Annotated in this window: 21 protein-coding genes and 1 riboswitch; all 21 genes read right to left on the bottom strand. The window is 32.2% G+C overall.

Annotation, left to right across the window (positions count from 1 at the left end; all coding sequences use genetic code 11):
• Positions 1-152: 152 nt before the first annotated feature.
• A complete protein-coding gene (locus JAO71_RS04985; RefSeq protein WP_116824101.1) occupies positions 153-896 on the bottom strand; it encodes a head GIN domain-containing protein in 744 nt (247 codons plus the stop codon).
• A gap of 64 nt (positions 897-960) precedes the next feature.
• On the bottom strand, positions 961-2052 hold the full coding sequence (locus tag JAO71_RS04980; RefSeq protein WP_116824100.1) for an acyloxyacyl hydrolase: 1092 nt from the start codon (positions 2050-2052) through the stop codon (positions 961-963).
• Positions 2053-2109: 57 nt separating this feature from the next.
• Positions 2110-2988: a cysteine synthase CysM gene (cysM, locus tag JAO71_RS04975; protein WP_202999334.1), complete on the bottom strand. Its 879-nt coding sequence runs from the start codon at positions 2986-2988 to the stop codon at positions 2110-2112.
• The gene (gene epsC, locus JAO71_RS04970) at positions 2985-3731 is read right to left on the bottom strand and encodes a serine O-acetyltransferase EpsC (protein ID WP_028289035.1); all 747 of its coding nucleotides are present in this window, start codon (positions 3729-3731) and stop codon (positions 2985-2987) included. Before epsC ends, cysM begins: the two co-directional genes overlap by 4 nt.
• An 84-nt stretch (positions 3732-3815) precedes the next feature.
• Positions 3816-4865: an NAD(P)/FAD-dependent oxidoreductase gene (locus JAO71_RS04965; protein WP_202999332.1), complete on the bottom strand. Its 1050-nt coding sequence runs from the start codon at positions 4863-4865 to the stop codon at positions 3816-3818.
• A gap of 1 nt (position 4866) precedes the next feature.
• Positions 4867-5448: a precorrin-2 dehydrogenase/sirohydrochlorin ferrochelatase family protein gene (locus tag JAO71_RS04960; RefSeq protein ID WP_202999330.1), complete on the bottom strand. Its 582-nt coding sequence runs from the start codon at positions 5446-5448 to the stop codon at positions 4867-4869.
• Between the two features lie 5 nt (positions 5449-5453).
• Entirely contained in the window at positions 5454-6233 is a 780-nt protein-coding gene (gene cobA / locus JAO71_RS04955; RefSeq protein WP_202999328.1) for a uroporphyrinogen-III C-methyltransferase, read from the bottom strand.
• Between the two features lie 6 nt (positions 6234-6239).
• Complete coding sequence (locus tag JAO71_RS04950) at positions 6240-8333, bottom strand: HEPN domain-containing protein (protein ID WP_202999326.1); 2094 nt, start codon at positions 8331-8333, stop codon at positions 6240-6242.
• A gap of 79 nt (positions 8334-8412) precedes the next feature.
• Positions 8413-9660, bottom strand: a complete 1248-nt coding sequence (locus tag JAO71_RS04945) for a sulfate adenylyltransferase subunit 1 (protein WP_202999324.1) — start codon at positions 9658-9660, stop codon at positions 8413-8415.
• An 83-nt stretch (positions 9661-9743) separates the two neighbouring features.
• Positions 9744-10646 carry a sulfate adenylyltransferase subunit CysD gene (cysD, locus tag JAO71_RS04940; RefSeq protein WP_028289041.1) on the bottom strand — a complete coding sequence of 301 codons (903 nt, stop codon included), beginning with the start codon at positions 10644-10646 and terminating at the stop codon, positions 9744-9746.
• A 10-nt stretch (positions 10647-10656) separates the two neighbouring features.
• Complete coding sequence (locus tag JAO71_RS04935) at positions 10657-11271, bottom strand: phosphoadenosine phosphosulfate reductase domain-containing protein (protein WP_202999315.1); 615 nt, start codon at positions 11269-11271, stop codon at positions 10657-10659.
• Positions 11271-11558, bottom strand: coding sequence for a DUF2061 domain-containing protein (locus tag JAO71_RS04930; RefSeq protein ID WP_116824093.1), 288 nt, complete (start codon positions 11556-11558; stop codon positions 11271-11273). Before JAO71_RS04930 ends, JAO71_RS04935 begins: the two co-directional genes overlap by 1 nt.
• A gap of 115 nt (positions 11559-11673) precedes the next feature.
• Positions 11674-12084, bottom strand: coding sequence for an RrF2 family transcriptional regulator (locus JAO71_RS04925; RefSeq protein ID WP_054851940.1), 411 nt, complete (start codon positions 12082-12084; stop codon positions 11674-11676).
• Positions 12085-12110: 26 nt separating this feature from the next.
• Positions 12111-13064, bottom strand: coding sequence for a methylenetetrahydrofolate reductase [NAD(P)H] (gene metF, locus JAO71_RS04920; protein ID WP_028289045.1), 954 nt, complete (start codon positions 13062-13064; stop codon positions 12111-12113).
• 109 nt (positions 13065-13173) lie between these two features.
• Positions 13174-15885 carry a methionine synthase gene (gene metH / locus JAO71_RS04915; protein ID WP_116824091.1) on the bottom strand — a complete coding sequence of 904 codons (2712 nt, stop codon included), beginning with the start codon at positions 15883-15885 and terminating at the stop codon, positions 13174-13176.
• A 78-nt stretch (positions 15886-15963) separates the two neighbouring features.
• Positions 15964-16965 (bottom strand): homocysteine S-methyltransferase family protein, encoded by a 1002-nt coding sequence (locus tag JAO71_RS04910; protein ID WP_116824090.1) that lies wholly within the window; start codon positions 16963-16965, stop codon positions 15964-15966.
• Between the two features lie 50 nt (positions 16966-17015).
• Complete coding sequence (locus JAO71_RS04905) at positions 17016-17306, bottom strand: rhodanese-like domain-containing protein (protein WP_202999306.1); 291 nt, start codon at positions 17304-17306, stop codon at positions 17016-17018.
• Between the two features lie 15 nt (positions 17307-17321).
• Complete coding sequence (locus JAO71_RS04900) at positions 17322-18491, bottom strand: trans-sulfuration enzyme family protein (RefSeq protein WP_116824088.1); 1170 nt, start codon at positions 18489-18491, stop codon at positions 17322-17324.
• A 2-nt stretch (positions 18492-18493) separates the two neighbouring features.
• Complete coding sequence (locus JAO71_RS04895; protein ID WP_116824087.1) at positions 18494-19498, bottom strand: alpha/beta fold hydrolase; 1005 nt, start codon at positions 19496-19498, stop codon at positions 18494-18496.
• A gap of 92 nt (positions 19499-19590) precedes the next feature.
• A complete protein-coding gene (locus JAO71_RS04890) occupies positions 19591-20883 on the bottom strand; it encodes an O-acetylhomoserine aminocarboxypropyltransferase/cysteine synthase family protein (protein WP_116824086.1) in 1293 nt (430 codons plus the stop codon).
• Positions 20884-21003: 120 nt separating this feature from the next.
• Positions 21004-21125, bottom strand: a riboswitch (SAM riboswitch).
• 226 nt (positions 21126-21351) lie between these two features.
• A complete protein-coding gene (locus tag JAO71_RS04885) occupies positions 21352-23931 on the bottom strand; it encodes a phosphoenolpyruvate carboxylase (protein ID WP_116824085.1) in 2580 nt (859 codons plus the stop codon).
• Between the last annotated feature and the right edge of the window lie 252 nt (positions 23932-24183).

The raw sequence follows: 24183 nt of genomic DNA, 5'->3' as shown, positions 1-24183 counted from the left end.
TGGTACTGTTTAAAACCTGCTTTAGCAAAAAACGGCTTAATTATTAATTACAATTCTTAAGATGCTGTTTACACTGCTGCAACTAATAACAATGATATGGTTTTTGATTTATTAAAAGTAAACTCAGCAATAAACGTCAAAGGCAATTAGTGTTATTCAAAAATCACACGACCATCAAATTGTTCTGTAATATTTATTGTAGGTGGTGTATTTATAGCTATTACATCTCCTGTACTAACCAAATTAGCAGTTAAACTAAGCTGAGGATTAATTATCATATCATTACTACCTCTGTGATAAATATTAACATTATTAGCTACTAAATAACGACCTTCAAAACGACCATTTCCTGACGCATGGTTAATATTTAAGTTTTCAGTATTACCAGAAATTTTGCATGTAGATAAATTATTAATCACGACTGCTACACTTGTACTATTAACTTCTAAATTAAAATCACCTACATTATAATAATCTCCATTATAATCTTCTGATTTTAATGTTAATTCAGGAAAATTTAAAACACCAATACTATGTACATCCAAGGTACTACTATTTCTAATTTCGGTTACATTAGGTGTTGTAACGTAAATTTTAGTTATTCCATAATCACGCGTTAAATTACACGTATTATTGTCTTTTAAAATTAAACGACCATTCTCTACATAAATATGGATATCACCAATAAGATTTTCTCCAGTGTTTACAACAACTTTTTGTGTCATACCTTGCTCTACAAATAACTCGATATTTTGATATACAGTTATTTTTGAAAATACATCAACTTTAAACTCTTTTTGAATAATATCTCCTGCACTTTGAAAACAATCTGGCGCATTTTCAGAGTTGCAACCAAATAGTACAATTGTTGTTAAAATAAATATTAGCTTCTTCATATAATTTCCGCGAAAGCGATATGTTTTAATTAAAAAAATTCCGCGTCAAGCGCGAAAAACCAAATTACAGACGTATTCCTATTCCTAGTTCTACAGCTTCTGCTTTTGCACCATGAGATTTTAGTGTTAATGCACCATAGATTTTATCTCCAAAATAGCGTTTTAAACCTACACGATTATACACACGACCTTCAAAATCGAAAGGATAATACACATAATAACCTAATTGTGTTATTAATGATGTTTTGTTTATAAACAATTCGTGACCAACAAATAATCCGATACGTTTATAATCTTCGTCTCCAGACACATTATCTTCAGGAAAAGCTACAGATTTATATCTAATATGTGTTTTTAAAAAGTTAGAAAAAAACACATCAGTCCCTAACTGGATGGCACTTTTATGGTTTAAACGCTTATCAGCATATGCTGATATAACATAAAAAGCATATTGACCTGTATCGATAACATCACTCTCGTTAACTCCTGTTCTGACTGCAATGTTATATTTTACTTTTTCAGTAAATTTATTATCGACGTGCTTTATATACTCCGTTTGTGCTTCGTTATCTAAAATATAATTTACGCCTAAATTAAAGGTGATACTATTTATTGAACTATTAGGTGCTTTTACGTTAGCATTACTGTAATGTATTAAAGATAAGCCTGTTTGCAATCCAAAATTATTAAAAATATTTTCTTTTTTATAATTTAACATCAAATAAGTACTACTTAATAATGTTGTCCCAAACGCATTATTACGGTAATTATCTACTTTGTCATAAGGATTGGTATTATAGGCTAACCCTTGACCTATCCTAAACATTAAATTACGCTTAAAAAAGTAGAAATTATAATGTGCATAGACACCAAAATTATTTCCTAAAGTTTCATTTTTTAAATCTTGATAAATAAAAGACGCTCCATAATCTGGATAATTAAACCTGCTTTCCCAAGCATTTTTTCCAAATGTTTTCTGGTTATAACTAAAAATAACTCCTGTTGGATGTCCTTTTATAAGATGAGAAATATCTGAGTTATGTTCGGCAATATTTCCATAGAAAAAATTGGCATCTAAAGTAAACGGATCTTTTTCTTGTTGTGCAGTAGCAATGAGGGCACAACATAAGAATAAGCAATTAAAATAAGATTTCATTAAACACTTTTAGTTAGGCTACAAAAGTACTTAAATTATATAACCCTATAATGTATATTAATCAAATAAAGCTGAAGACAAATAACGATCTCCTCGATCGCAAATAATTGCCACTACAACTCCTTGATCTAAAGACTCTATTAATTTTAAAGCAGTAGCTACAGAACCTCCACTACTCATTCCTGCTAGAATGCCTTCTTCTTTGGCTAATCGTTTAGTCATGGCTGTTGCTTCTTCTTGACTAACTTCAATAACTTGATCTACTTTGGACGCATCAAAGATACTTGGCACATAGTCTGGAGACCATTTACGGATTCCTGGTATTCTAGAGCCATCTGCTGGTTGTGCACCAATTATTTGAATGTTTTTATTTTGTTCTTTTAAAAATGTAGAAGTTCCCATAATAGTACCTGTGGTTCCCATGGCAGATACAAAGTGTGTAACTTCTCCTTTAGTATCGCTCCAAATTTCTGGTCCTGTGGTTTTATAATGTGCTTTCCAGTTATCGTTATTTTCAAACTGATTTAATAACAAATAGCCTTTTTCGTCTCTCATTTTAAAAGCAATATCTCTAGAGCCTTCAATCCCACGATCAGAATCTGTTAAAACTACCTCTGCTCCATAAGCTCGCATTGTTTTGACACGCTCAATAGTAGAGTTTTCTGGCATAACTAAAGATATATTTATACCAAATAAACTTGCCACATAAGCCAAAGCAATACCTGTGTTACCACTTGTTGCTTCAACTAAATGTCCTCCTTTTTTAATATCACCACGTTTGACAGCTTCAGCAATCATATTAAAAGCAGGTCTATCTTTTACGCTTCCACCAGGATTATTACCTTCTAGTTTCAAAAATAACTTAACGTTAGGATTTGCAACTAAATTAGTTGCTTCTACTAAAGGTGTGTATCCTATTTGTTTTAAAATACTCATTTACTGTATTTATTGGTAATTTTAATATCTGATTTATAAGTAACCAAAGACTGTTCTGGGATGGATTTTGTTATCCATACATTGGCTCCAATAACAGATCCTTCTCCAATAACAACGTCTCCTCCTAATATTGTGGCATTAGCATAAATGGTAACGTTGTCTTTAATTGTTGGGTGTCTTTTTGTGTTTTCTAAAGCTTTTTCTACTTTAATACCTCCTAAAGTTACACCTTGATAAATAATAACATTATTGTGTATAACAGCTGTTTCGCCAATAACAACTCCTGTTGCATGATCTATAAAAAATGAATCTCCAATAGTAGCTCCAGGATGAATATCTGTTCCTGTTATACCATGAGCATATTCCGATATCATACGTGGTAACACAGGAATATCCAATTGCCATAAAATATGACTTAATCTATACATTGCAATAGCATAAAACCCAGGATAAGCTAAATAGACTTCTCTAACACTTTTTGCTGCTGGATCGTTATTATAAGCAGCTTCTGCATCCAGTTGCAATTTTGATTTTAAAGCTTTAACTCCTGCTTTAAATTGTTCCCATTTGGTATTACAAACGCCACAATCCAAAGCTTTAGACACAAAAAAGAAAGATTCTTTTATATTTTCTAATAATTGGTCTTGAGCTTCGCTAGTTTCTAAAGCACAGTAAAACAACTCTTTTGCTAAGTCTTCAACTTTTTCTTTAAACCTAAACGGAATTTGCAACGTCTCCTGCATATTATATTGTTATTTGAAGCTATAAAGCTAATTCTATTTTTAAATTATCTTATGCTTTTGTAACAGGAATTTAACAAAAATCATTTAAACAATGGCTTTTACAACTGCTTTTGGAGACTCTTTACGTGTACCATCAAACCCATCAATACCACTAACTGTTGTATATTTTAAAACGATTTTTTTACCTGGATTTAGAATCTTATAAGCTGATTGACACATTAATGTTGCTTCATGAAAACCACATAAAATCAGTTTTAATTTACCTTCATAGGTATTAACATCTCCTATAGCGAAAATACCTGGAATATTGGTTTGATAATCTACAGTATTAACTTTAATTGCGTTTTTTTCGATCTCTAATCCCCAATTTCCAATTGGTCCTAATTTAGGTGACAACCCAAATAATGGTATAAAATAATCCGTTTCTAAAGTTGACTCTTGACCATCTTTAGTAACTGTTATTGCGTTTATATGATCTTCTCCATGCAAAGCAGTAACCTCAGCTGGAGTTATTAAGTTTATTTTATTTAACAACTTTAATTCTTGTACTTTCTCAACTGAATCTAACGCACCTCTAAATTCATTTCTTCTATGCACTAAAGTCACACTTGAAGCTACGTCTGCTAGAAAAATTGACCAATCTAAAGCAGAATCTCCTCCTCCTGCAATAACCACTTTTTTATCTCTGTAAATTTCGGGATCTTTAATAAAGTAATTAACACCTTTATCTTCGTGTTTTTCTATATTTTCCAACTTAGGTTTTCTAGGTTCAAAACTACCTAAACCTCCTGCAATAGCAACAATTGGCGCATGGTGTTGTGTACCTTTATTGGTGGTTACAATAAAACTTCCGTCGTCTTGTTTTTCTATAGTTTCGGCACGTTCACCTAAAGTGAAACCAGGTTCAAATTGTTTACCTTGTTCTAGTAAATTACCTGTTAAATCTCCTGCTAATATTTCTGGAAAACCAGGAATGTCATAAATAGGTTTTTTAGGATACAACTCAGAACATTGACCACCAGGTTGTGGTAATGCATCAATTAAATGGCACTTTAATTTTAACAATCCAGCTTCAAAAACTGTAAATAAACCTGTTGGTCCTGCTCCAATTATTAATATATCTGTTTTAATCATTTTATTTTATTTTTTCTACTAAGCCTTTAGTAAATTCATTTAAAGTTTCAACTTTTTGCTCAAAATCTCCTTTTATAGTTTTTCTATATTCATTAAGATTTTTAACCATATCGTCTATATTTTCTGGTATAACATCTTCAAAAAACTGACGTAAACGTTTTGCTGTAGTTGGTGATTTTCCGTTAGTAGAAATAGCAACCTTTACATTTCCTTTGGTTACAATTCCTCCCATGTAAAAATCACAATAAGGTGGATTATCTGCCACATTAACCAACTTACATTGTACACGACATGCATTGTAAACTTGCACATTAACCTCTGGACTATCTGTGGTTGCTACAACCATATGCTTGCCTTCTAAATAGGTATCGTTATACGTATCTATTATTCTTGTTACATTTCCGGTTTCGGCTATTTTAATAGTTTCTTCCCTAAACATTGGAGAGACCATTGTAACGTTTGCATCTGGACTTGATTTTAGTAAAAACGTTAATTTTTCTTCTGCTACAAATCCACCTCCAACTATTAAAACCTGTAAGTTTTTCACTTTTAAAAACACAGGATATAAATTATTTCTTTCCATAATTTTTAAGCTGAAATACGTTGCGAAATTCTATTAGTTTGATTTGCATTTTCATACATTGAAGCTAAATCTACACGTTGGTTGACTACTTCTCCAATAATTATAATTGCTGGTGAAGACAATTGTTTTTCTTCAACTATAGCTTCAATAGAACTTATGGTACCAATACCAACCTTTTCGTCTTTACGCGTTCCATTTTGAATAATTGCAATAGGAGTATCAGCTTTGCCTTCCGAAGAAAAAATTGAAACAATTTCTGAAAGTTTTCCCATTCCCATTAAAATAACAACTGTTGCAGTAGACTTTGCAGCTAACGCGATATCTGTAGAAATTTCGTGAGATTTAGTAGTGCCTGTAATGACCCAAAAACTTTGAGAGGCATTACGTTTTGTTAACGGAATACCTTGGTAAGCTGGTACTGCTGAAGATGAAGAAATACCAGGAACAACAGCAACTTCTATTGCATATTCTTTAGCATAGTCTAACTCTTCTGCTCCACGACCAAAAATAAATGGATCACCTCCTTTTAATCTTACTACATGATTGCCTCTTAAAGCGCTTACCACAATTAACTCGTTAATTTGATTTTGTTGGTAAGCATAACATCCCTTGCGTTTACCTACAAAAATAAGTTCTGCTTTTTTTGATGCGTATTGTAACAACTCCTTATTTACCAATGCATCGTACATAATTACGTCTGCCGATGCTATTGCATTTATAGCTTTTAGGGTTATTAAATCTGGATCTCCTGGACCTGCGCCAACGACTGTTAATTTTGGTGTCATAACGTTTTAATTTTTAGCAACTAATTGCGATTCGCGATAATTTTTTACAATCTGTAAAAAGGTTTTTGCAGATTGTAAATAACTTGTAGCAAATGCTTCAGTTGGTGGAAATACTTTTATTTGATAGATTAAATCTGAAAAGGTGTTTCCTAATTCTACTTTATTTGTGCTTACAAACAACTCGTCAAACTGACTAATAATACCTGCTTGTGTATTGGTTTTTACATTTTCTGAAAGTAAAATGGCTTTTGCTGCGTTGACCATAGAACGGTAAGTTTCATAGATTGCTCCAGAATATACTTTGTTGTTTAGAGCTTCTGCTGCTTCTTCAATTTTCTCGTCACACTCTAAAAATAATGTGGCAATTAAATCGATAACAACTCCAGCACATTCTCCTACTCCAATTGCTTTTACATAAGCTTCTTCGGTTCCCCAATCAATAAAATCTTCTTGTGTTAGGTTTTCAACATCAGACAAATCTGTAAGTAATTGATAAAAATACTTTTCGCCTTTTTCTTTGTAGTAATCCACAAATAGTTTTCCGTTGGCATTTGCTTCAAAATCGTTTAGAATTCTTCTTAACGCTTCAGGACCTCTTCTACTTGGCACTTTTACTACTTTATCTGCGAAATAGGCATTTCCATCTCCAAGATTTCCTCCACCTAATAAAACCTGTAATGCTGGAGCAACCAATTTATCTTTTGTACGAATAGACATGCCTTGAAACCCAATATTTGCCATATTGTGTTGTCCACAAGCATTCATACAACCACTAATTTTTATTACTAAATCGTTGTTAGATAAATATTGTGGATACTCTGCTTTTATAACACGTTCCAACTCTTCCGCTATTCCTGTACTACTTGCAATCCCTAAATTACATGTATCTGTTCCTGGACAAGCTGTAATATCGACCGCTTTGTTATAACCAGCTTCTGCAAAACCTAGTTTTTTTAATTCTTGATAGAAAAACGGAATTAAATCTGCTTTTACAAATGGAATTAATATGTTTTGTCTTAAACTTAAACGTATTTCTCCTGCTGCATATTTTTCTACTAAATCTGCTAACAATCTTGCTTTATCTGTGTAAAAATCGCCTAATAACACTTTAATACCTATAGCAAAATAATCGTCTTGCTTCTGCGGAATTATATTAGTAGCTTTCCATAAGTTGAAGTCTTCGGTGTCTTTAATATCAACTGTTGGAGCTTCGACTGAAACTGGAGTTGATGTTTGGTATGTGGCTTCATTTATAGCAACAGATTTAAATTCTATGGCATTTTGTTCTTCTTCAACTAAAGTTTTAAAAGCTTCTAAACCAATATCTTTTATTAAGAATTTAAGCCTTGCTTTTGCACGACTCTTTCGTTCTCCATAACGATCAAACACTCTTAAAACACCTTCCATTAAAGGAATTATTTTATCTGAAGCTAAGAAAGTATAAAACAAATCTGCATGTCTTGGTTGGGATCCTAAACCACCACCAAGCATAACTTTAAAACCTTTTACACCATTTTCTATTTTAGCGATAAATCCTAAATCATGCATGTATGATAGTCCTGTGTCTTCATCTGTACCAGAAAAAGATACTTTAAACTTACGTCCCATTTCTTGACAAATTGGGTTACGTAAAAAGAATTTGAAAACCGCATCTGCATAAGGAGAAACATCAAAAGGCTCGTTAACATCAATACCAGCAGTTTCGCTTGCTGTAACGTTTCTTACAGCATTACCACAAGCTTCTCTTAAGGTTACATTATCGCGTTCTAGTTCTGCCCAGAGTTCTGGTGTACGCTTTAAATCTACATAATGAATTTGAATATCTTGACGAGTTGTTATGTGCAATCTGCTTCTAGAATATTCATCTGAAACCTCAGCAATACGACGTAATTGATTACTTAACACTTTACCATAAGGTAGCTTGATACGTATCATTTGTACACCTTCTTGACGCTGACCGTAAACACCACGTGCTAAACGCAAACTTCTAAATTTTTCTTCGTCAATTTTTCCGTTATTAAACAACTCAATCTTATTAGCTAATTCAATAATATCCTTTTGTACTAAAGGGTTTTCTATTTCGGTTCTAAAACTTTGCATTATTTTATATATAATTCCTATGGATTTAATAGGGTAATTAAAAATGAAATATTAGGCCATAAGATTTATTCAATAAAAACTATTGAATAAATCCTGCGCCTACAGTATTATTTGATTTTGAATCTATGATAATAAAAGATCCATTAGTTCTATGGTCTTTAAAAGCATCGTAAAAAACTGGTTTATTAAGCTTAAAGGTAACAGATGCAATATCATTCATACCCAAAGCACTCACAGAATCATCAATTCCAGAATAATCTGGATTTATTTTGTGATTAATGGCATTTACTTTAGCTAAAACTTTATTAACACCATGTTGTATCACATATTTATTTCCTGCAGTTAGATTTTGAGAGTCCATCCAAGAAATAGTTGCGGTAAACTGTTTATCTACAACCGGTAAATCATTAGACTTTACAATCATGTCTCCACGACTTATATTTACATCATCTTCTAAAGTAATTAATACAGAAGATCGTCTTGAAGCTGTCTCTACTTTTTGATTGTAAAAATGTATCTCTTTAATTTTTGACTTAGTTTGTGATGGTAAAATAACGACATCGTCACCTACACTTAATTCGCCTCCATATACTTTACCTGCATAACCTCTAAAATCATGAAATTCTTCAGTTTTAGGTCGAATAACATATTGCACTGGGAATCTTGGAGTACCAGCATTAAATACATCCTTTTGATTAATATTTTCTAAATGCTCTAATAATGTTTCTCCTTTATACCAAGGTGTATTGTCTGATTTATTAACAACATTATCTCCTTTTAAAGCACTTACTGGTATGAATGTAATGTTTTGATCTTGATAGTCACGTTTACTCATCAAAGCTTCAAATTCAGATTTTATCTCATTGTATCTCTCTTCGGAAAAATCGACTAAATCCATCTTATTTATAGCAACGATAACAGTCTTAATTCTTAATAAATTATTGATAAAAAAATGACGATTAGTCTGTTCTATGACACCCTTACGTGCATCTATTAAAACTATTGCGGCTTGAGACGTTGAAGCTCCTGTTACCATGTTTCTTGTATATTCAACGTGACCAGGTGTATCAGCAATGATATAACTTTTGTTAGCTGTAGAAAAATAAATATGCGCAACATCTATAGTAATTCCTTGTTCTCTTTCTGCTACTAAACCATCCGTAGCTAAAGAAAAATCTAAATAATCATAACCAAGTTGTTTACTCTTTTTTTCTATAGCTTCTAACTTATCTGAAGTCAAAGATTTTGTATCATACAATAATCTACCAATTAAAGTACTTTTACCGTCGTCTACACTACCTGCTGTTGCTATTTTTAATACGTCCATTATATATATAACCTTCTTAACTTGAAGGAACTTTTATTTAATTTGTAATGTTTTCCGTTTATCTAGGAAATAAAATTAGTATTCTAAAAATACCCTTGTTGCTTACGTTTTTCCATTGCGGCTTCAGAACGTTTATCGTCTATTCGCGCACCTCGCTCTGAAATTGAAGAATCTCTAATTTCTTGAACAACACTTGATATATCTGCTGCTTCAGACAAAACTGCTGCTGTACAACTCATATCTCCAACGGTTCTAAAACGAACTATTCTTTCTATCACTTCTTCGTCTTCATCTCTATAAACAACATCATCATCTGCAGACCATATTAATCCATCTCGTAAAAAAGTAGCTCTTGTGTGTGCGAAATAAATTGAAGGGATTTCAATTTTTTCTTTCTCTATATATGACCAAACATCTAATTCTGTCCAATTGGAAATAGGAAATACACGTACATTTTGCCCTAATTCAATTTGTCCGTTTAACATATCGAACAATTCTGGTCTTTGATTTTTTTCATCCCATTGTCCAAAATCATCTCGTACAGAAAAAATACGCTCCTTAGCTCTTGCTTTTTCTTCATCACGACGAGCTCCACCAATACAAGCATCAAATTTAAACTCTTCAATAGCATCTAAAAGTGTTGTTGTTTGCAATTGGTTACGGCTTGCATAACGTCCAGATTCTTCTTTAACTTTTCCTTCATCAATAGAATCTTGAACATTTCTAACAATTAATTCTAAACCTAATTCTTTCACTAAGCGATCTCTAAACTCTATAGTTTCAGGAAAATTATGACCTGTATCTATGTGCATTAGCGGAAAAGGGATTTTAGCAGGAAAAAATGCTTTTTGAGCCAATCTTACTAAGGTAATTGAGTCTTTTCCTCCTGAAAAAAGAAGCACTGGTTTTTCAAACTGTGCTGCAACTTCTCTCATAATGTAAATGGCTTCGTTTTCTAACGGATTTATATTTGAAGTATCTTTCATTTATATCTTTTTAAGCATGTAAACCACACTCTCTATTTTCTAATTGTTTTGTTGGGTCAAAGTATTTAAATTCGTTTGGCAAATTATTTTCTTCTAAATAACCATCTAAATCTTTGTCGGTCCAATTATAAAAAGGACTAATTTTTACGACTCCATTTTTATCTTGCGAAACAATGTTTATACTATCCCTAAAAGCTGTTTGACCTTTACGTAAATTAGTAAACCAAACATCTGGTTTATGCTCATTCATTGCACGCTTGAAAGGTTCTAACTTTACTTGCTCTGTAAAGATTTTATGCTTTGGATCATCTATATTAGGTATTCCTAAAACTATATCACGATGTGCGCTAGTTTGTTTTGGAACATATAATTTTATGTTAAGATTTAATTTTTCAATTACATCTTCTGCATGTTTATAAGTGTTTGGTGTATTATAACCTGTATCACACCAGATAACTTTAATATCGCTTTTGACACTACTGATAAGTTTCAAAATAGCAGCTTCATAAGGTCTAAAGTTTGTTGTCACAACAGGTGATTTTGCAACACTAATTGCCCATTCAACTATTTGCTGTGGTGTTTTTGTACTTAACTCCTTATTTATTTTATCAATATCTAAATTCATTATTTTCCCCATTTTATTTTATTCCAAGCTCTTTCATGAAAAAAATACAACACCATTTTTGAAACTAACTCAATACCTCCTATTGAAATAGCCATTTTTAAAGTTCCTGTAATTAAGTAAGAAATTAAAACTGTGTCTAAAGTTCCAATTATTCTCCAGCTAATTGTTTTAAGTAGACTTCGTTTAATTTTCTCTTGTGCTGTATCCACTTCTTCTGTTCCTTTATTATCAGAAGTTCTGTACGTATCTTTTCTTAAATTATTTTTATGTAAAACATCAATTATCATTATCGTAAATTTTAATTCCTATCGGAATACTAGGGTAATACTGCAAACCTATATAATTAATCCTTATAAATCAAGGGTTTTAATTAAAAAATAAAAAGGGTTTTATAAAAATTTGTTAATTACAAAGATCCTCGAGAGAGGTGTTTCTAAAAATTTGCAATGTATTATCTCTTACCTTAAGCATCAGTTTATTAACAGCGCAAATACTTTCATCTGGGCAATCGTCACATTTTTCGTAAAAATTTAAACTTACGCAAGGCACCATTGCTATTGGACCTTCCAGAACACGCATAACCTCTGTCATTGCAATATCCTTAGGCTCTTTAAGCAAATAATAACCACCATTTTTACCTTTTTTGGATCCCAAAAAACCTTGCTTACGAAGCGATAATAAAATGCTTTCTAAAAACTTTAAAGAAATATTTTCACTTTCAGAAATAGTCGCAATTCTAACAGGAGTTCTGGTCTCCTGTTTAGCTAAATAGGTTAGCGCTTTGATTCCGTATTTTGTTTTCTTAGATAACATGTTACAAAAGTAAGCGTTTTTTGTTATTAAAAAACAGCTTCAGCAATTGCTTTTACATTATCACTTTTTCCCATAGAATAGTAATGTAAAACAGGTACACCAGCAGCTTGTAATTCTTTAGATTGCTGGATTGCCCATTCAATTCCTACTTGCCTAACCTGTTTATTAGTTTCACATTGCTCTATATTAGTAATTAAATCTTGAGGCAAATCTATTTTAAAAACTTGAGGTAATAATTGTAAATGTTTTTTTATGGCAATAGGTTTTATACCAGGAATAATTGGCACATGTATACCTGCTTTTTTTGCAGCATCCACAAACTCAAAATACTTTTTATTATCAAAAAACATTTGCGTTACTACATAATCTGCACCAGCATCTACTTTTTCCTTTAACCGCATTAAATCGGTTTGTAACGATGGTGCCTCTATATGTTTTTCCGGATAACCAGCAACACCAATACAAAAATTAGATGTATCATCAACCTCAACAACATCGTGCAAATAGGTACCACAATTTAAATTTTGAATCTGACTTACTAATTGCGATGCATATTGATGACCACCATCACACGCTTCAAAGTATTTTTGATGACTCATCGCATCACCACGTAAAGCCATCACATTATTTATGCCTAAATAATGGCAATCTACCAACAAATACTCGGTTTCTTCCTTACTAAAACCTCCACATAACACGTGTGGAACTGTATCCACATCGTACTTATGCTTAATAGCAGCACAAATACCAACCGTTCCTGGTCGCATTCTGGTAATTTTTCTATCTAAAAGACCTTGTTTTTCAATATAAATATACTCTTCTCTAGAAGTTGTTACATCAATAAAAGGTGGATTAAACTCCATTAAAGGATCTATATTATCATACAAATCCTGAATACTTTTTCCTTTTTTAGGCGGAATAATTTCAAACGAAAACAATGTTTTTCCATTTGCATTTTTTATATGTTCTGTTACTTTCATGTATTACCTAAAATTATATCTCTGTTATTTTTGGCGTTACCACAAGGGTCGCGCTTTCACTACTCGCTCTCTGCGAGGAGCTCAAACAAACCGTTCAATCCCTAACGCACTAATCTGCCAAATTTGGGTTTAGCCATTTGGTTGCTTTTGCTATGCTAATATTTTTTCGTTTTGAATAATCCAACAATTGATCTTCCTTAATTTTTCCTAAGCCAAAATACTTAGCCTCAGGATTACCAAAATAATAACCACTTACACTTGCTGCAGGCCACATAGCAAGACTTTCGGTAAGTTTTACACCAATATTTTCTTCCACGTTTAATAGCTTCCAAATGGTTTGTTTTTCTAAATGATCAGGACAAGCAGGATAACCAGGAGCTGGACGGATTCCATTATAATTTTCCTTAATTAATTCTTGGTTAGTTAAGCTTTCATCTTGTGCATAAGCCCAATGTTTTGTTCTCACTTCTTTGTGTAAATATTCTGCAAAAGCTTCGGCTAATCTATCTGCTAACGCTTTAATCATAATCGAATTATAATCGTCGTTATCAGCCTCAAACTGCTCTGCTAATTCTGCTGTACCAAAACCAGTAGAGACGCAAAAAGCACCAATATAATCTTGTATTCCTGTTTCTTTTGGAGCAATAAAATCTGCTAACGCATGATTAGGCACACCTTCTCTTTTCTTTAATTGCTGACGTAAGGTTAGGAAAATTAGTTGGTCCTCATGATTATGAGATACTGAAACAAGTTCAGCATGACGTCCTTTGAGAGCAACCTCAATATCATCATCATTTATGGTATTTGCAGGAAATAGTCCAAAGATGGCTTTTGCTTTTAAAAGCTTTTCATCAAAAATTCTTTTTAATAATTCTTGAGCGTCAATAAACAAATCTGTTGCTTGAGTACCAACCACGCTATCTGTTAAAATATCTGGATATTTACCATGCAAATCCCAACTTCTAAAAAATGGAGACCAATCTATAAACGACTCTAATTTTGTAATATCAAAATCTTCGATTATTTGAATTCCTAATTGTTTTGGCTTTACAATTTTAGAGGTTTGCCAATCTATTTTATATTTTCTATTTCTAGCCTCTTCAATGCTTATGTATTCTTTTTGTTTGGTTCTGTTTAAGAATTTTTCTCTAAATACATCGTATTCTTCTCTAATTTGCTCCTTATAAACAACATTATTTTTATTTAGTAATTCACCAACAACCGTAACAGCTCTTGACGCATCATTAATATGTACCACAGCATCTTTATAATGAGGTGCAATTTTAACCGACGTATGTGCTTTTGATGTTGTTGCTCCTCCAATTATTAAAGGAATATCAAGGTTTTGTTTTTCCATTTCTTTGGACACGTAAACCATCTCGTCTAATGAAGGTGTAATTAAACCACTTAAACCAATAATATCAACCTGTTCTTTTATAGCCGTTTCAATAATTTTTTCTGGTGGAACCATAACACCTAAATCTATAATCTGGTAATTATTACAACCTAAAACTACACTCACAATATTTTTACCAATATCATGGACATCTCCTTTTACCGTAGCCATTAAAATTTTACCAGCAAAGGCTTGTTTTCCATCTTTTTCAGCCTCAATAAATGGTTGTAAATAAGCTACAGCTTTTTTCATGACTCTAGCAGATTTTACTACTTGTGGCAAAAACATTTTTCCGCTTCCAAATAAATCTCCAACTACACTCATCCCAATCATTAAGTGACCTTCAATAACTTCAATTGGTCTTTTAGCAATTAATCTTGCTTCCTCAACATCATCAATAATAAACGTATCAATTCCTTTTACTAAAGCATGTGTAATCCTATTTTGTAATGGATCGTTTCTCCATTCCTGAACAATTTCTGAATTTTCTTTTTTGTTACCTTTAACGGTTTCGGCAAATTCCAATAAACGTTCTGTTGCGTCATCATGCCTATCAAACAAAACGTCTTCAACACATTGTAGCAACTCTTTATCAATTTCGTCATAAATCTCAAGCATTGTTGGATTTACGATACCTAAATTCATTCCGTTTTTTATGGCATGATATAAAAAAGAAGAGTGCATAGCTTCGCGCACAGTATTGTTTCCTCTAAAAGAAAATGAAACATTACTTACTCCTCCAGACACATTAGCAAATGGTAAATTTTGTCTTATCCACTTTGTAGCGTTAAAAAAGTCTAATGCATTTTTACGATGCTCTTCCATTCCTGTGGCAACAGGAAAAATATTTGGATCAAAAATGATGTCTTGTGGAGGGAAACCCACTGTGTTTACTAATATGTCATAAGAGCGCTTACAAATTTCTATTCTACGCTCATAATTGTCTGCTTGACCATCTTCATCAAAAGCCATAACAATGACTGCTGCTCCATAACGTTTTACCAGTTTAGCTTGATGTATAAAATTAGTTTCGCCTTCTTTTAGACTTATAGAATTCACAACCGATTTACCTTGCACTACTTTTAAACCTGCTTCTATAATTTCCCATTTAGAGCTATCTATCATTATAGGAATTCTAGAAATATCAGGTTCTGAAGCAATGAGGTTTAAAAAGGTGGTCATTGCATGCACACCATCTAACATCCCTTCGTCCATGTTGACATCTAAGATTTGTGCACCACCTTCTACTTGGTCTCTAGCAACATCTAAAGCTTCGTTATATTTTTCTTCTTTTATTAAACGTAAAAACTTACGAGAACCTGTAACATTTGTACGCTCTCCTACGTTTACAAAATTACTTTCTGGCGTTACAATTAAGGGTTCTAAACCAGATAATGTTAAATATTTATTGGTGTTTTTTTTCATGCTTGATTTCCGCGAAAGCGATCTTTTACTAGTTTTTTAAAACTATTTTATCATTTCGAATAATCTGAGATTTAATTATTAAACAGAAACAACTGTTTGTCTTGGCTTATACTTTTTTGCAACCTCAGCAATTGCTTTAATGTGTTCTGGATTTGTACCACAACAACCTCCAATGATATTAATTAAGCCGTCTTTTAAATAAGCTTCTATTAAAACTTGCATTTGCTTAGGTGTTTGATCATATTCTCCAAAAGCATTTGGCAATCCAGCATTTGGATGTGCAGACGTCGCAAAATTGGTTTGATTAGACAAACGCTTTAAATATGGCTGTAACTGCTCTGCTCCCAATGCACAATTAAAGCCAACACTTAACAAAGGAACATGAGAGATTGAAGCAAAAAAAGCTTCTACAGTTTGACCTGACAATGTACGACCAGATGCATCTGTTATTGTACCAGATACCATAATTGGAATGTCTATATTTTGTTCTTCTTTTACTTCTTCAATTGCAAATAATGCTGCTTTTGCATTTAGTGTATCAAAAATAGTTTCGACTAACAATAAGTCTACTCCTCCATCTATTAAAGCTTCCACTTGTTGCTTATAAGCTATGCGTAACTCATCAAAAGTCACAGCTCTAAATTCTGGCCTGTTAACATCTGGACTAAGGCTTGCAGTACGATTAGTTGGCCCAATGCTTCCTGCTACAAAACGTGGCTTTTCAGGATTTGCATTAGTAAATTCTGTTGCAACATATTTAGCTATTTTAGCTGATTCAAAATTAAGTTCGTAAACCAAGTCTTCCATATTGTAGTCTGCCATAGCGATGGTTGTCCCTGAAAATGTATTGGTTTCGACTATATCTGCTCCAGCTTCAAAATACTTGCGATGCACGTCTGCAATTGCATTGGGCTGTGTTAATGATAGTAAATCGTTGTTTCCTTTTAAAGAAGATGGATACTCTTTAAAACGGTCGCCTCTAAAATCTTCTTCTGTAAAATTATAGCGTTGTAGCATGGTACCCATTGCTCCATCAAGTACTAAAATTCGTTTTTGTATTTCGTTATAAATATTTGCCATATTTAATTTTTTGCTTTTTTTACTTAGAAAATTTTAATGTTTTAGTTTTTTTAAATGTAAGCGTCTACGTTTTGCCAAGGACCACCATTGATTGCATCAATACCTTTGTCCTTTAATATATCTTTAGCACGTTCGCTTCTTGCTCCACTTCTACAACATGTAATTATTGGTTTTTCAAGTGCTTTTACTTGTGCAATTTCATCTTCTAAATCGTCTAAAACTATATGTAATGCCTCTTTAACGTGACCTTCATCAAATTCTGCATCAGTTCTGACATCTAGTATTATAGCACCTTTATCTAGGTACTCTTGAATGTGCTTAAATTCTGGATTACTACTCATAATTTCTATTTTATTTTAAAAAGTCAATGCTTGTTTTAAATCGTTAATAATATCTTCTGGATGCTCTAATCCAACCGAAATACGTACCAAACCACCTGTGATTCCGGTTTGTAATCTTTCTTCTTCTGTTAATTTTGCATGCGTTGTGGATGCTGGATGTGTTACAATGGTACGTGTATCACCAAGGTTAGCAGAAAGCGATAATAGTTTTATACTATTTAAAAATTGTCGTCCAGCAGTGACACCTCCTTTAACTTGGAAAGCAACAATACTTCCTCCCGCTTTCATTTGTTTTTTAGCCAAATGGTATTGTGGATGTGATTTTAAAAAAGGGTATTTTACAAGATTGACTTTATCGTGACTTTCTAAAAAGGTTGCTATTTTAAGCGCATTATCACAGTGTCTATCTAATCTTACCGCAAGGGTTTCTAAACTTTTGGACAATACCCAAGCGTTAAAAGGCGATAAAGAAGGTCCTGTATTACGAGAAAACAAATAGATTTTTTTTATTAAATCTGCACTGCCTACTGTAATACCACCTAGTACACGACCTTGACCATCTATTAATTTTGTAGCAGAATGTATGACTAAATCTGCTCCAAATTTTATGGGTTGTTGTAAATAAGGCGTAGCAAAACAATTATCAATAATTAATATAATGTTGTGTTTTTTGGCAATGCTTCCTATGGCTTCCAAATCCAAAATATCTATTGCTGGATTGGTTGGGCTTTCAGCATAAATAACTTTTGTATTGGGTTGAATTAAACTTTCTATTAATTCAATTTCATCTATCTTAAAATAACTAGTCGAAATATTCCATTTTGGCAATATGTTTTTAAACATGGTTTGTGTGGACCCAAAAACACTTCTGCAAGACAAAATATGATCTCCTGAATTTAATAATGCTGCTAAAGTTGAAAACACTGCAGACATACCTGAAGCAAAAGCGTATCCACTTTCAGCGCTTTCCATTTTACAGATTTTATCTATAAACTCTGAGGTATTAGGATTGGAATACCGACTGTAAATATTACGATTCTTCTCGTCTGCAAAAGAAGCACGCATATCTTCAGCGTCTTCAAACACATAACTTGATGTTAAGTATAAGGGTGTTGAATGCTCTAAAAATTGAGAACGCTCTGTTTGTGTACGAATAGCTTGAGTTTCGAAGTTATTATTGCTCATTATTAAATTGCTTTTTTTAATACTGTATTATACTGCTTCTTTACCTCAAAAATTGGATTTAATAATTTTGATAGCTGATCAAATTCAATTAGAAAGGCATCATGACCATGTATTGATTTTATTTCGCCAATAGTCACTTCTTTTTTAACTGATTTTAGATCCAAATAGGTTTCCCAGTTTTCGTCTGCTTTAAAAAACAAATCACTATTAATCGTTATAATATGTACGTGACCTTTAATAGCTGAAGCTACTTCTTTAAAAGATAATCGACCTCTAGTTATATCAATAGTTTTAAGGATTTGATTCATTAATTTATAAGCTGGTAGATGAAAACGCTTGTCTAAATTTTGACCATGATAATTCAGCCAACTTTCGACTTTAAAAACCGAATTTTCTGTTTGATCACGATCAAACTTTTTAGTTAAAGATTCTGGTGTACGATACAATGTCATAGCATGCATCCTAGCATCTTCAAGAGGTTTAATGGAGTTATTTAAAATAGCCTCTTGAATGTGACAATTAGCTATTAACCAGTCGGTAACTTTCCAGTCTGTAGCTATTGGTATTAAATGCTTTGCTAAATTAGGTTGTAAAATAGCCAACTCCCAAGCTATTCCTCCTCCAACAGAACCACCAATAATTGAAAACAACTCAGTTATCTCTAATTGCTTTAAGCCTTCAGCAAATAATTGTGCAATATTACGAGCAGTAAATCCTTTGTAATTGTGTATTAAATGTTCTTGTTTATTATCAAACCCATTACCTGGAATATTAAATGCCAAAATAGTATAGTAAGAAGTATCAATACATTTGTTTTCGCCTATTAAATCGTTCCACCAACCGTTTTCTCCAACCACATTAGAATTACCTGTTAACGCATGATTAACCAAGACAATTGGAGCCGAATGTAAAGGTTGTCCGAATAATTGGTAAGACAAATTAATATCAAAAGTCTGTCCATTATTATTTACAAACCCAGGAATACTTATGTATTTTAAGTTTTTCATTGTGAGATCTTTGAAATAAGTTTCACACTTTAAAATGGCAAATAAAAAGCGTGAAACTATTTCGGTATTAAATAACTAAAATTATAGAGTAATTAGGCTAAAACAGATTTTTTGACTTCAGTAAAAGCTGCTTTTAAATCGGCTTTTAAATCGTCTATATTTTCTATTCCAACAGATAATCTAATTAAGTCTTTGGTAACACCTGTTGCTTCTTGAGCTGCATTATCTAATTGCTGGTGTGTTGTGCTTGCAGGATGTATAATTAAAGATTTAGTATCTCCAATATTAGCTAACAAAGAGAATAACTTGGTTGTATCAGCTATTTTTTTAGCCGATTCAAAACCGCCTTCAACACCAAATGTGACCACTCCACTTTGTCCTTTTGGTAAATACTTTTTTGCTAAAGCATTATATTTACTAGTTTGTAATCCTGGATAATTTACCCAAGTCACTTCTGGTTGTTCTTGTAACCACTTGGCTAATATTAAAGCATTTTGCGAATGCTTTAGAACACGTAATTCTAAAGTTTCTAATCCCTGAATAATTTGAAAAGCATTAAAGGGACTTAATGCACCACCATAATCACGCAGACCTTCTATTCTTATTTTTGCAATAAAAGCTGCTGGACCAATAGTTTCGCTATACACTAAACCATGATAACCTGCAGAAGGCTCTGTAAACTCTGGAAATTTACCATTAGTCCAGTCAAAAGTTCCTGCATCAACAATAATACCTCCTAAAGACGTTCCGTTACCTGTAATATATTTTGTAAGCGAATGGATGACTATATTCGCACCATATTTAATTGGATTTAATAAATAAGGTGTTGCTACTGTATTATCAACGATTAATGGTACTTTGTGTGCTTTTGCATGTTGCGCTATTGCTTCTATATCTAATACATCTAACTTAGGATTACCTAAAGACTCGACAAAAACAGCTCTAGTATTTTCTTGAGCAGCTTTACTAAAATTTTCAGGATCTGAAGGATCTACAAAAGTAGTAGTAATACCATGCCTTGGTAAAGTTACACTTAACAAATTATAAGTACCACCATACAAACTACTGGATGCTACAATGTGATCTCCTGCTTTTAATAACGTTAATAAAGTTGTTGAAATTGCTGCAGTACCAGAGGCTGTTGCAACTGCTGCAATACCACCTTCTAAAGCTGCAATACGCTGCTCTAAAACATCATTAGTTGGATTATTTAATCTTGTGTAAATAAATCCAGGAACAGATAAATTGAATCGTCCTGCTGCATCGTCTGAATTATCAAACACATAAGATGATGTCTGGTAAATAGGTACTGCTCTTGTACCTCCTGTTTGTGTGGTGTCGTGTCCTGCGTGTAATGCTTGTGTAGCAAATTTTTGTGTACTCATTTTTCTAATTTTTTCGAGTTAAACTAAATTAATTCAAAAGTCAAATAAGCTTCATTGGAAGCGTACCTAATAGAAAAATGTTAAAAAGAAATTACTAATTACAAATGAGTAATTAGATTTTAGTTATCTATCCAATAGTTGATTAATGAATCATCTATTAAGTAGAATGTAGCACCTTCTTAGTAAGTCTAAGGGTTGCTAAGGTTTCAACGAGTCTATCTCTCCACCTTTCTTGATAACATTTCAGTAAGTGTTTGAACTTTGTGAATACAAATATTGCAAAATTTATTTTTCACAACCAAACAAAACGGAATAATATTCTAAAAAATTAACTTATTTTTATATTTTGAGAAAAAAATTCTATTAAATTGAATTTTTAAAGAAAAATAATCTTAAAACAAGTATAGCAAGCTTGAATACATCAAACTTGCTATACACCCTTAGTAAAATAATAATTTCACCTAAAATTTAAGCCGAATTACGACTCGCATTTATATTTCCAAATAACGATCTTGTTACTAGTTTTTCATATACAGCAATTAAGTCTACATCCTTTTCTTCTACTTTTTCTAATTCTTGAATTTGTTTTAAAGCAAATTGCTGAATAGTCAATAATGGAAGCACAATGGACTCTCTAACTTTAATTGATGCTTTACCTGATGGTTCTTCCTCCATCAGTTCAGTATAGCCTGTAAGTTTTAAAATCAATCGTTTTGTTGTTAAATATTCTGTATGTATCACGTTCCAAAACTCACCATACTCAGGATCTTCACTCATATATTTAGTCAAATCAAAAAACGATTTTGATAATGACATCATACTATTTTCTATTAAAGTTCTGAAAAAACTAGAGGTTTTAAATAAGCGTTGTGCTTTTTCAAACTCGCCTGCATCTTCATAATGTTTTAAAGCTGTACCAACACCAAAAAAACCAGGAACATTCTGTTTTAATTGACTCCAAGATCCTACAAAAGGAATAGCTCTTAAATCGTCAAACACTAAACCTTCAGACTTACCACGTTTAGATGGTCTACTCCCAATATTAGTCTTTGCGTAGTACTTAAGCGTACTCATATGCTCTAAATACGAAATAAATTTAGGATGATTTTTAAAGTCTACATACGTTTGGTAACTCAGTTTTGCTAAGTTATCCATAACGACTCTATTTTCTGGAACCATACTTAAATCGGCATCACTTAAACTATTATAAATACCAGAACTTATTAATTGCTCTAAGTTATATTGTGAGGAATCTAATGTTCCAAAATTAGAACTAATCGTCTGACCTTGAATAGTTAACTGTACTTCTTTATCCTCTATAGTTGGACCTAGTGAAGCGTAAAAATTATGAGTTTTACCTCCTCCTCTTGCTGGTGGTCCACCACGACCATCAAAAAATATTACGGTTACATCATATTTTCTAGAAATTGCTGTTAAGCGTTCTTTGGCTTTATAAATAGCCCAATTAGCCATTAAGTAACCACCATCTTTAGTACCATCACTAAAACCTAACATGATAGTTTGCTTATTTCCTCTGGCTTTTAAATGCTTTGCGTAAGCAGGATTAGTATATAACTCTTCCATAACAAGATGTGCATTCTCTAGATCTGTTATAGTTTCAAATAATGGTCCAACATCTATTGTTAATTCGTCATGAAAAGCAACAAGTTTTAACATTGCAAATAACTGCATGACATTTAATGTCGTTTGATTATTACTTATTATGTATCGGTTGGCTGCTTGTTCTCCATTAGTTTCTTGAATAGTTTTAATAGCTTTAATGGTATTTAAAGCTTTTAATGTGTTTTCATCTTTAATTAAAGACAAATCAACTTTTCCTTTAACTTCAGATAAGATTTTCACTTGTTCTGTTTCTGATAAATCATGGTAATTATTAGGGATATCCTTACTACCATTAGCTATCATAACATCAACCATATCTGTAAATACTTTATGATGTGCACGACTATCTTGACGAATGTCTAAACTTGAAAAATGAAACCCAAATAAATGTAATTTATTAAGTAGACTAGTAATCTCAGTAACATATAAAGATTGGTGTTGGTCAATTACAACCTGTCTAATATCTTTTAATTCTGAAACAAAAGCTTCTAAAGTTAAACTAGACTCTTCATGAAGTACTTTTTTGTATAACTCTGTTTCTATTTTAGAAATTCGGCTTTCAATACCTTGAAAAGTTAACTTTCGTTTTAACTTACGTATATCTTTATAATAGTTTTTAATAATGGTTTCGTGTAACCTTTTAGCAACTTTAACTGTAATTTTTGGAGTAACAAACGGGTTACCATCTCTGTCTCCACCAGGCCAAAAGCCAACATTAATTATATTGTTATCTATAGGTTGTCCATCAAATATATTTTGCTGGATGTAATCATAAATTTTTCCGAAAGATTCATAAAACACATTTTCTAAATACCAGATTAAACTTACAGCTTCATCGTAAGGTGTTGGTTTTTCATGTTTAAAAAACGGGGTTTTACCTAATTGAGCTAACAAATCATTAATACGTAATAAATCGTTTTGTTTCACAGCTTCGGTTAGATCTGTTATAATACCCAAAACAGTTCCAGGATAAAACTGAGTAGGATGCGCAGTTAACACTATTCGCACTTTAAATTCTTCTAAATACTCACGTAATTTGTCCAATTTACCATCTGCAGTAGCGCTTTCTTTTAAACTTCGTAGTGTACCAATACCATCCATATTATTAACTACAGGAAAAGCTGCATCTTCAATTGCATCAAATAAAACAACTTGACGCTCTATATATTGAATAAAACGAAACAATAAATCGATCTTACTTTTGTCTGATCGTCTTGCTTGGTATTTCTTAAAAAAAGTATCTACAATTATAGTTGGATTATCTCCATTTTCAAATCCAGTTTTACAGGTTTCATGAAACAACGGAAGTAACACACCTGTTTTTGTAATAGTATCAAAAGGAAGTGTCATAAAAATACCATTGTAAATCTGATATTTAGAGAGTACATTTTGATTGAAACGTGTTAATTTAGGTTGTAAAGACATAGCTTTTATTTAGTTTGTTATTGCTTATAAAGTTAATCAACAATCGTTTACTATTAATATTTTAGGCAAGAATTTACGAATTATCCTACTAAATCGTTTTCTTAATAAGAATTGTATAATTTAAAAGCTTAAAACTGATTTTTACTAAATGCTTAATAGTATATAAAAACACCTATTAACTATTTTTAACTTTATGTGTCTTTAAAAACTACTTTATTTTCTTACTTTTGCATCTCAATAAATTAGAGGACG

The sequence above is a fragment of the Olleya sediminilitoris genome (assembly GCF_016785945.1).
GTDB classification, from domain to species: Bacteria; Bacteroidota; Bacteroidia; order Flavobacteriales; family Flavobacteriaceae; genus Olleya; species Olleya sediminilitoris.
The sequence above is the reverse complement of the archived record's forward strand: the minus strand, read 5'-3'. Positions and strand labels throughout refer to the sequence as shown.

Excerpts from the sequence above, each read along its gene's own strand:
- metH (WP_116824091.1), bottom strand. The coding sequence starts at position 15,885 with ATGAAAAAAAACACCAATAAATATTTAACATTATCTGGTTTAGAACCC.
- JAO71_RS04900 (WP_116824088.1), bottom strand. The coding sequence starts at position 18,491 with ATGAGCAATAATAACTTCGAAACTCAAGCTATTCGTACACAAACAGAG.
- JAO71_RS04945 (WP_202999324.1), bottom strand. The coding sequence starts at position 9,660 with ATGGACGTATTAAAAATAGCAACAGCAGGTAGTGTAGACGACGGTAAA.
- epsC (WP_028289035.1), bottom strand. The coding sequence starts at position 3,731 with ATGCAGGAGACGTTGCAAATTCCGTTTAGGTTTAAAGAAAAAGTTGAA.
- JAO71_RS04930 (WP_116824093.1), bottom strand. The coding sequence starts at position 11,558 with ATGATAATTGATGTTTTACATAAAAATAATTTAAGAAAAGATACGTAC.
- JAO71_RS04925 (WP_054851940.1), bottom strand. The coding sequence starts at position 12,084 with ATGTTATCTAAGAAAACAAAATACGGAATCAAAGCGCTAACCTATTTA.
- JAO71_RS04895 (WP_116824087.1), bottom strand. The coding sequence starts at position 19,498 with ATGAAAAACTTAAAATACATAAGTATTCCTGGGTTTGTAAATAATAAT.
- cobA (WP_202999328.1), bottom strand. The coding sequence starts at position 6,233 with ATGACACCAAAATTAACAGTCGTTGGCGCAGGTCCAGGAGATCCAGAT.
- JAO71_RS04935 (WP_202999315.1), bottom strand. The coding sequence starts at position 11,271 with ATGAATTTAGATATTGATAAAATAAATAAGGAGTTAAGTACAAAAACA.
- JAO71_RS04985 (WP_116824101.1), bottom strand. The coding sequence starts at position 896 with ATGAAGAAGCTAATATTTATTTTAACAACAATTGTACTATTTGGTTGC.
- JAO71_RS04885 (WP_116824085.1), bottom strand. The coding sequence starts at position 23,931 with ATGTCTTTACAACCTAAATTAACACGTTTCAATCAAAATGTACTCTCT.
- JAO71_RS04980 (WP_116824100.1), bottom strand. The coding sequence starts at position 2,052 with ATGAAATCTTATTTTAATTGCTTATTCTTATGTTGTGCCCTCATTGCT.
- JAO71_RS04890 (WP_116824086.1), bottom strand. The coding sequence starts at position 20,883 with ATGAGTACACAAAAATTTGCTACACAAGCATTACACGCAGGACACGAC.
- JAO71_RS04960 (WP_202999330.1), bottom strand. The coding sequence starts at position 5,448 with ATGGAAAGAAATAATTTATATCCTGTGTTTTTAAAAGTGAAAAACTTA.
- cysD (WP_028289041.1), bottom strand. The coding sequence starts at position 10,646 with ATGAAAGATACTTCAAATATAAATCCGTTAGAAAACGAAGCCATTTAC.
- JAO71_RS04905 (WP_202999306.1), bottom strand. The coding sequence starts at position 17,306 with ATGAGTAGTAATCCAGAATTTAAGCACATTCAAGAGTACCTAGATAAA.
- JAO71_RS04950 (WP_202999326.1), bottom strand. The coding sequence starts at position 8,333 with ATGCAAAGTTTTAGAACCGAAATAGAAAACCCTTTAGTACAAAAGGAT.
- cysM (WP_202999334.1), bottom strand. The coding sequence starts at position 2,988 with ATGAGTATTTTAAAACAAATAGGATACACACCTTTAGTAGAAGCAACT.
- metF (WP_028289045.1), bottom strand. The coding sequence starts at position 13,064 with ATGAAAGTAACAGAACATATAAAAAATGCAAATGGAAAAACATTGTTT.
- JAO71_RS04965 (WP_202999332.1), bottom strand. The coding sequence starts at position 4,865 with ATGATTAAAACAGATATATTAATAATTGGAGCAGGACCAACAGGTTTA.
- JAO71_RS04910 (WP_116824090.1), bottom strand. The coding sequence starts at position 16,965 with ATGGCAAATATTTATAACGAAATACAAAAACGAATTTTAGTACTTGAT.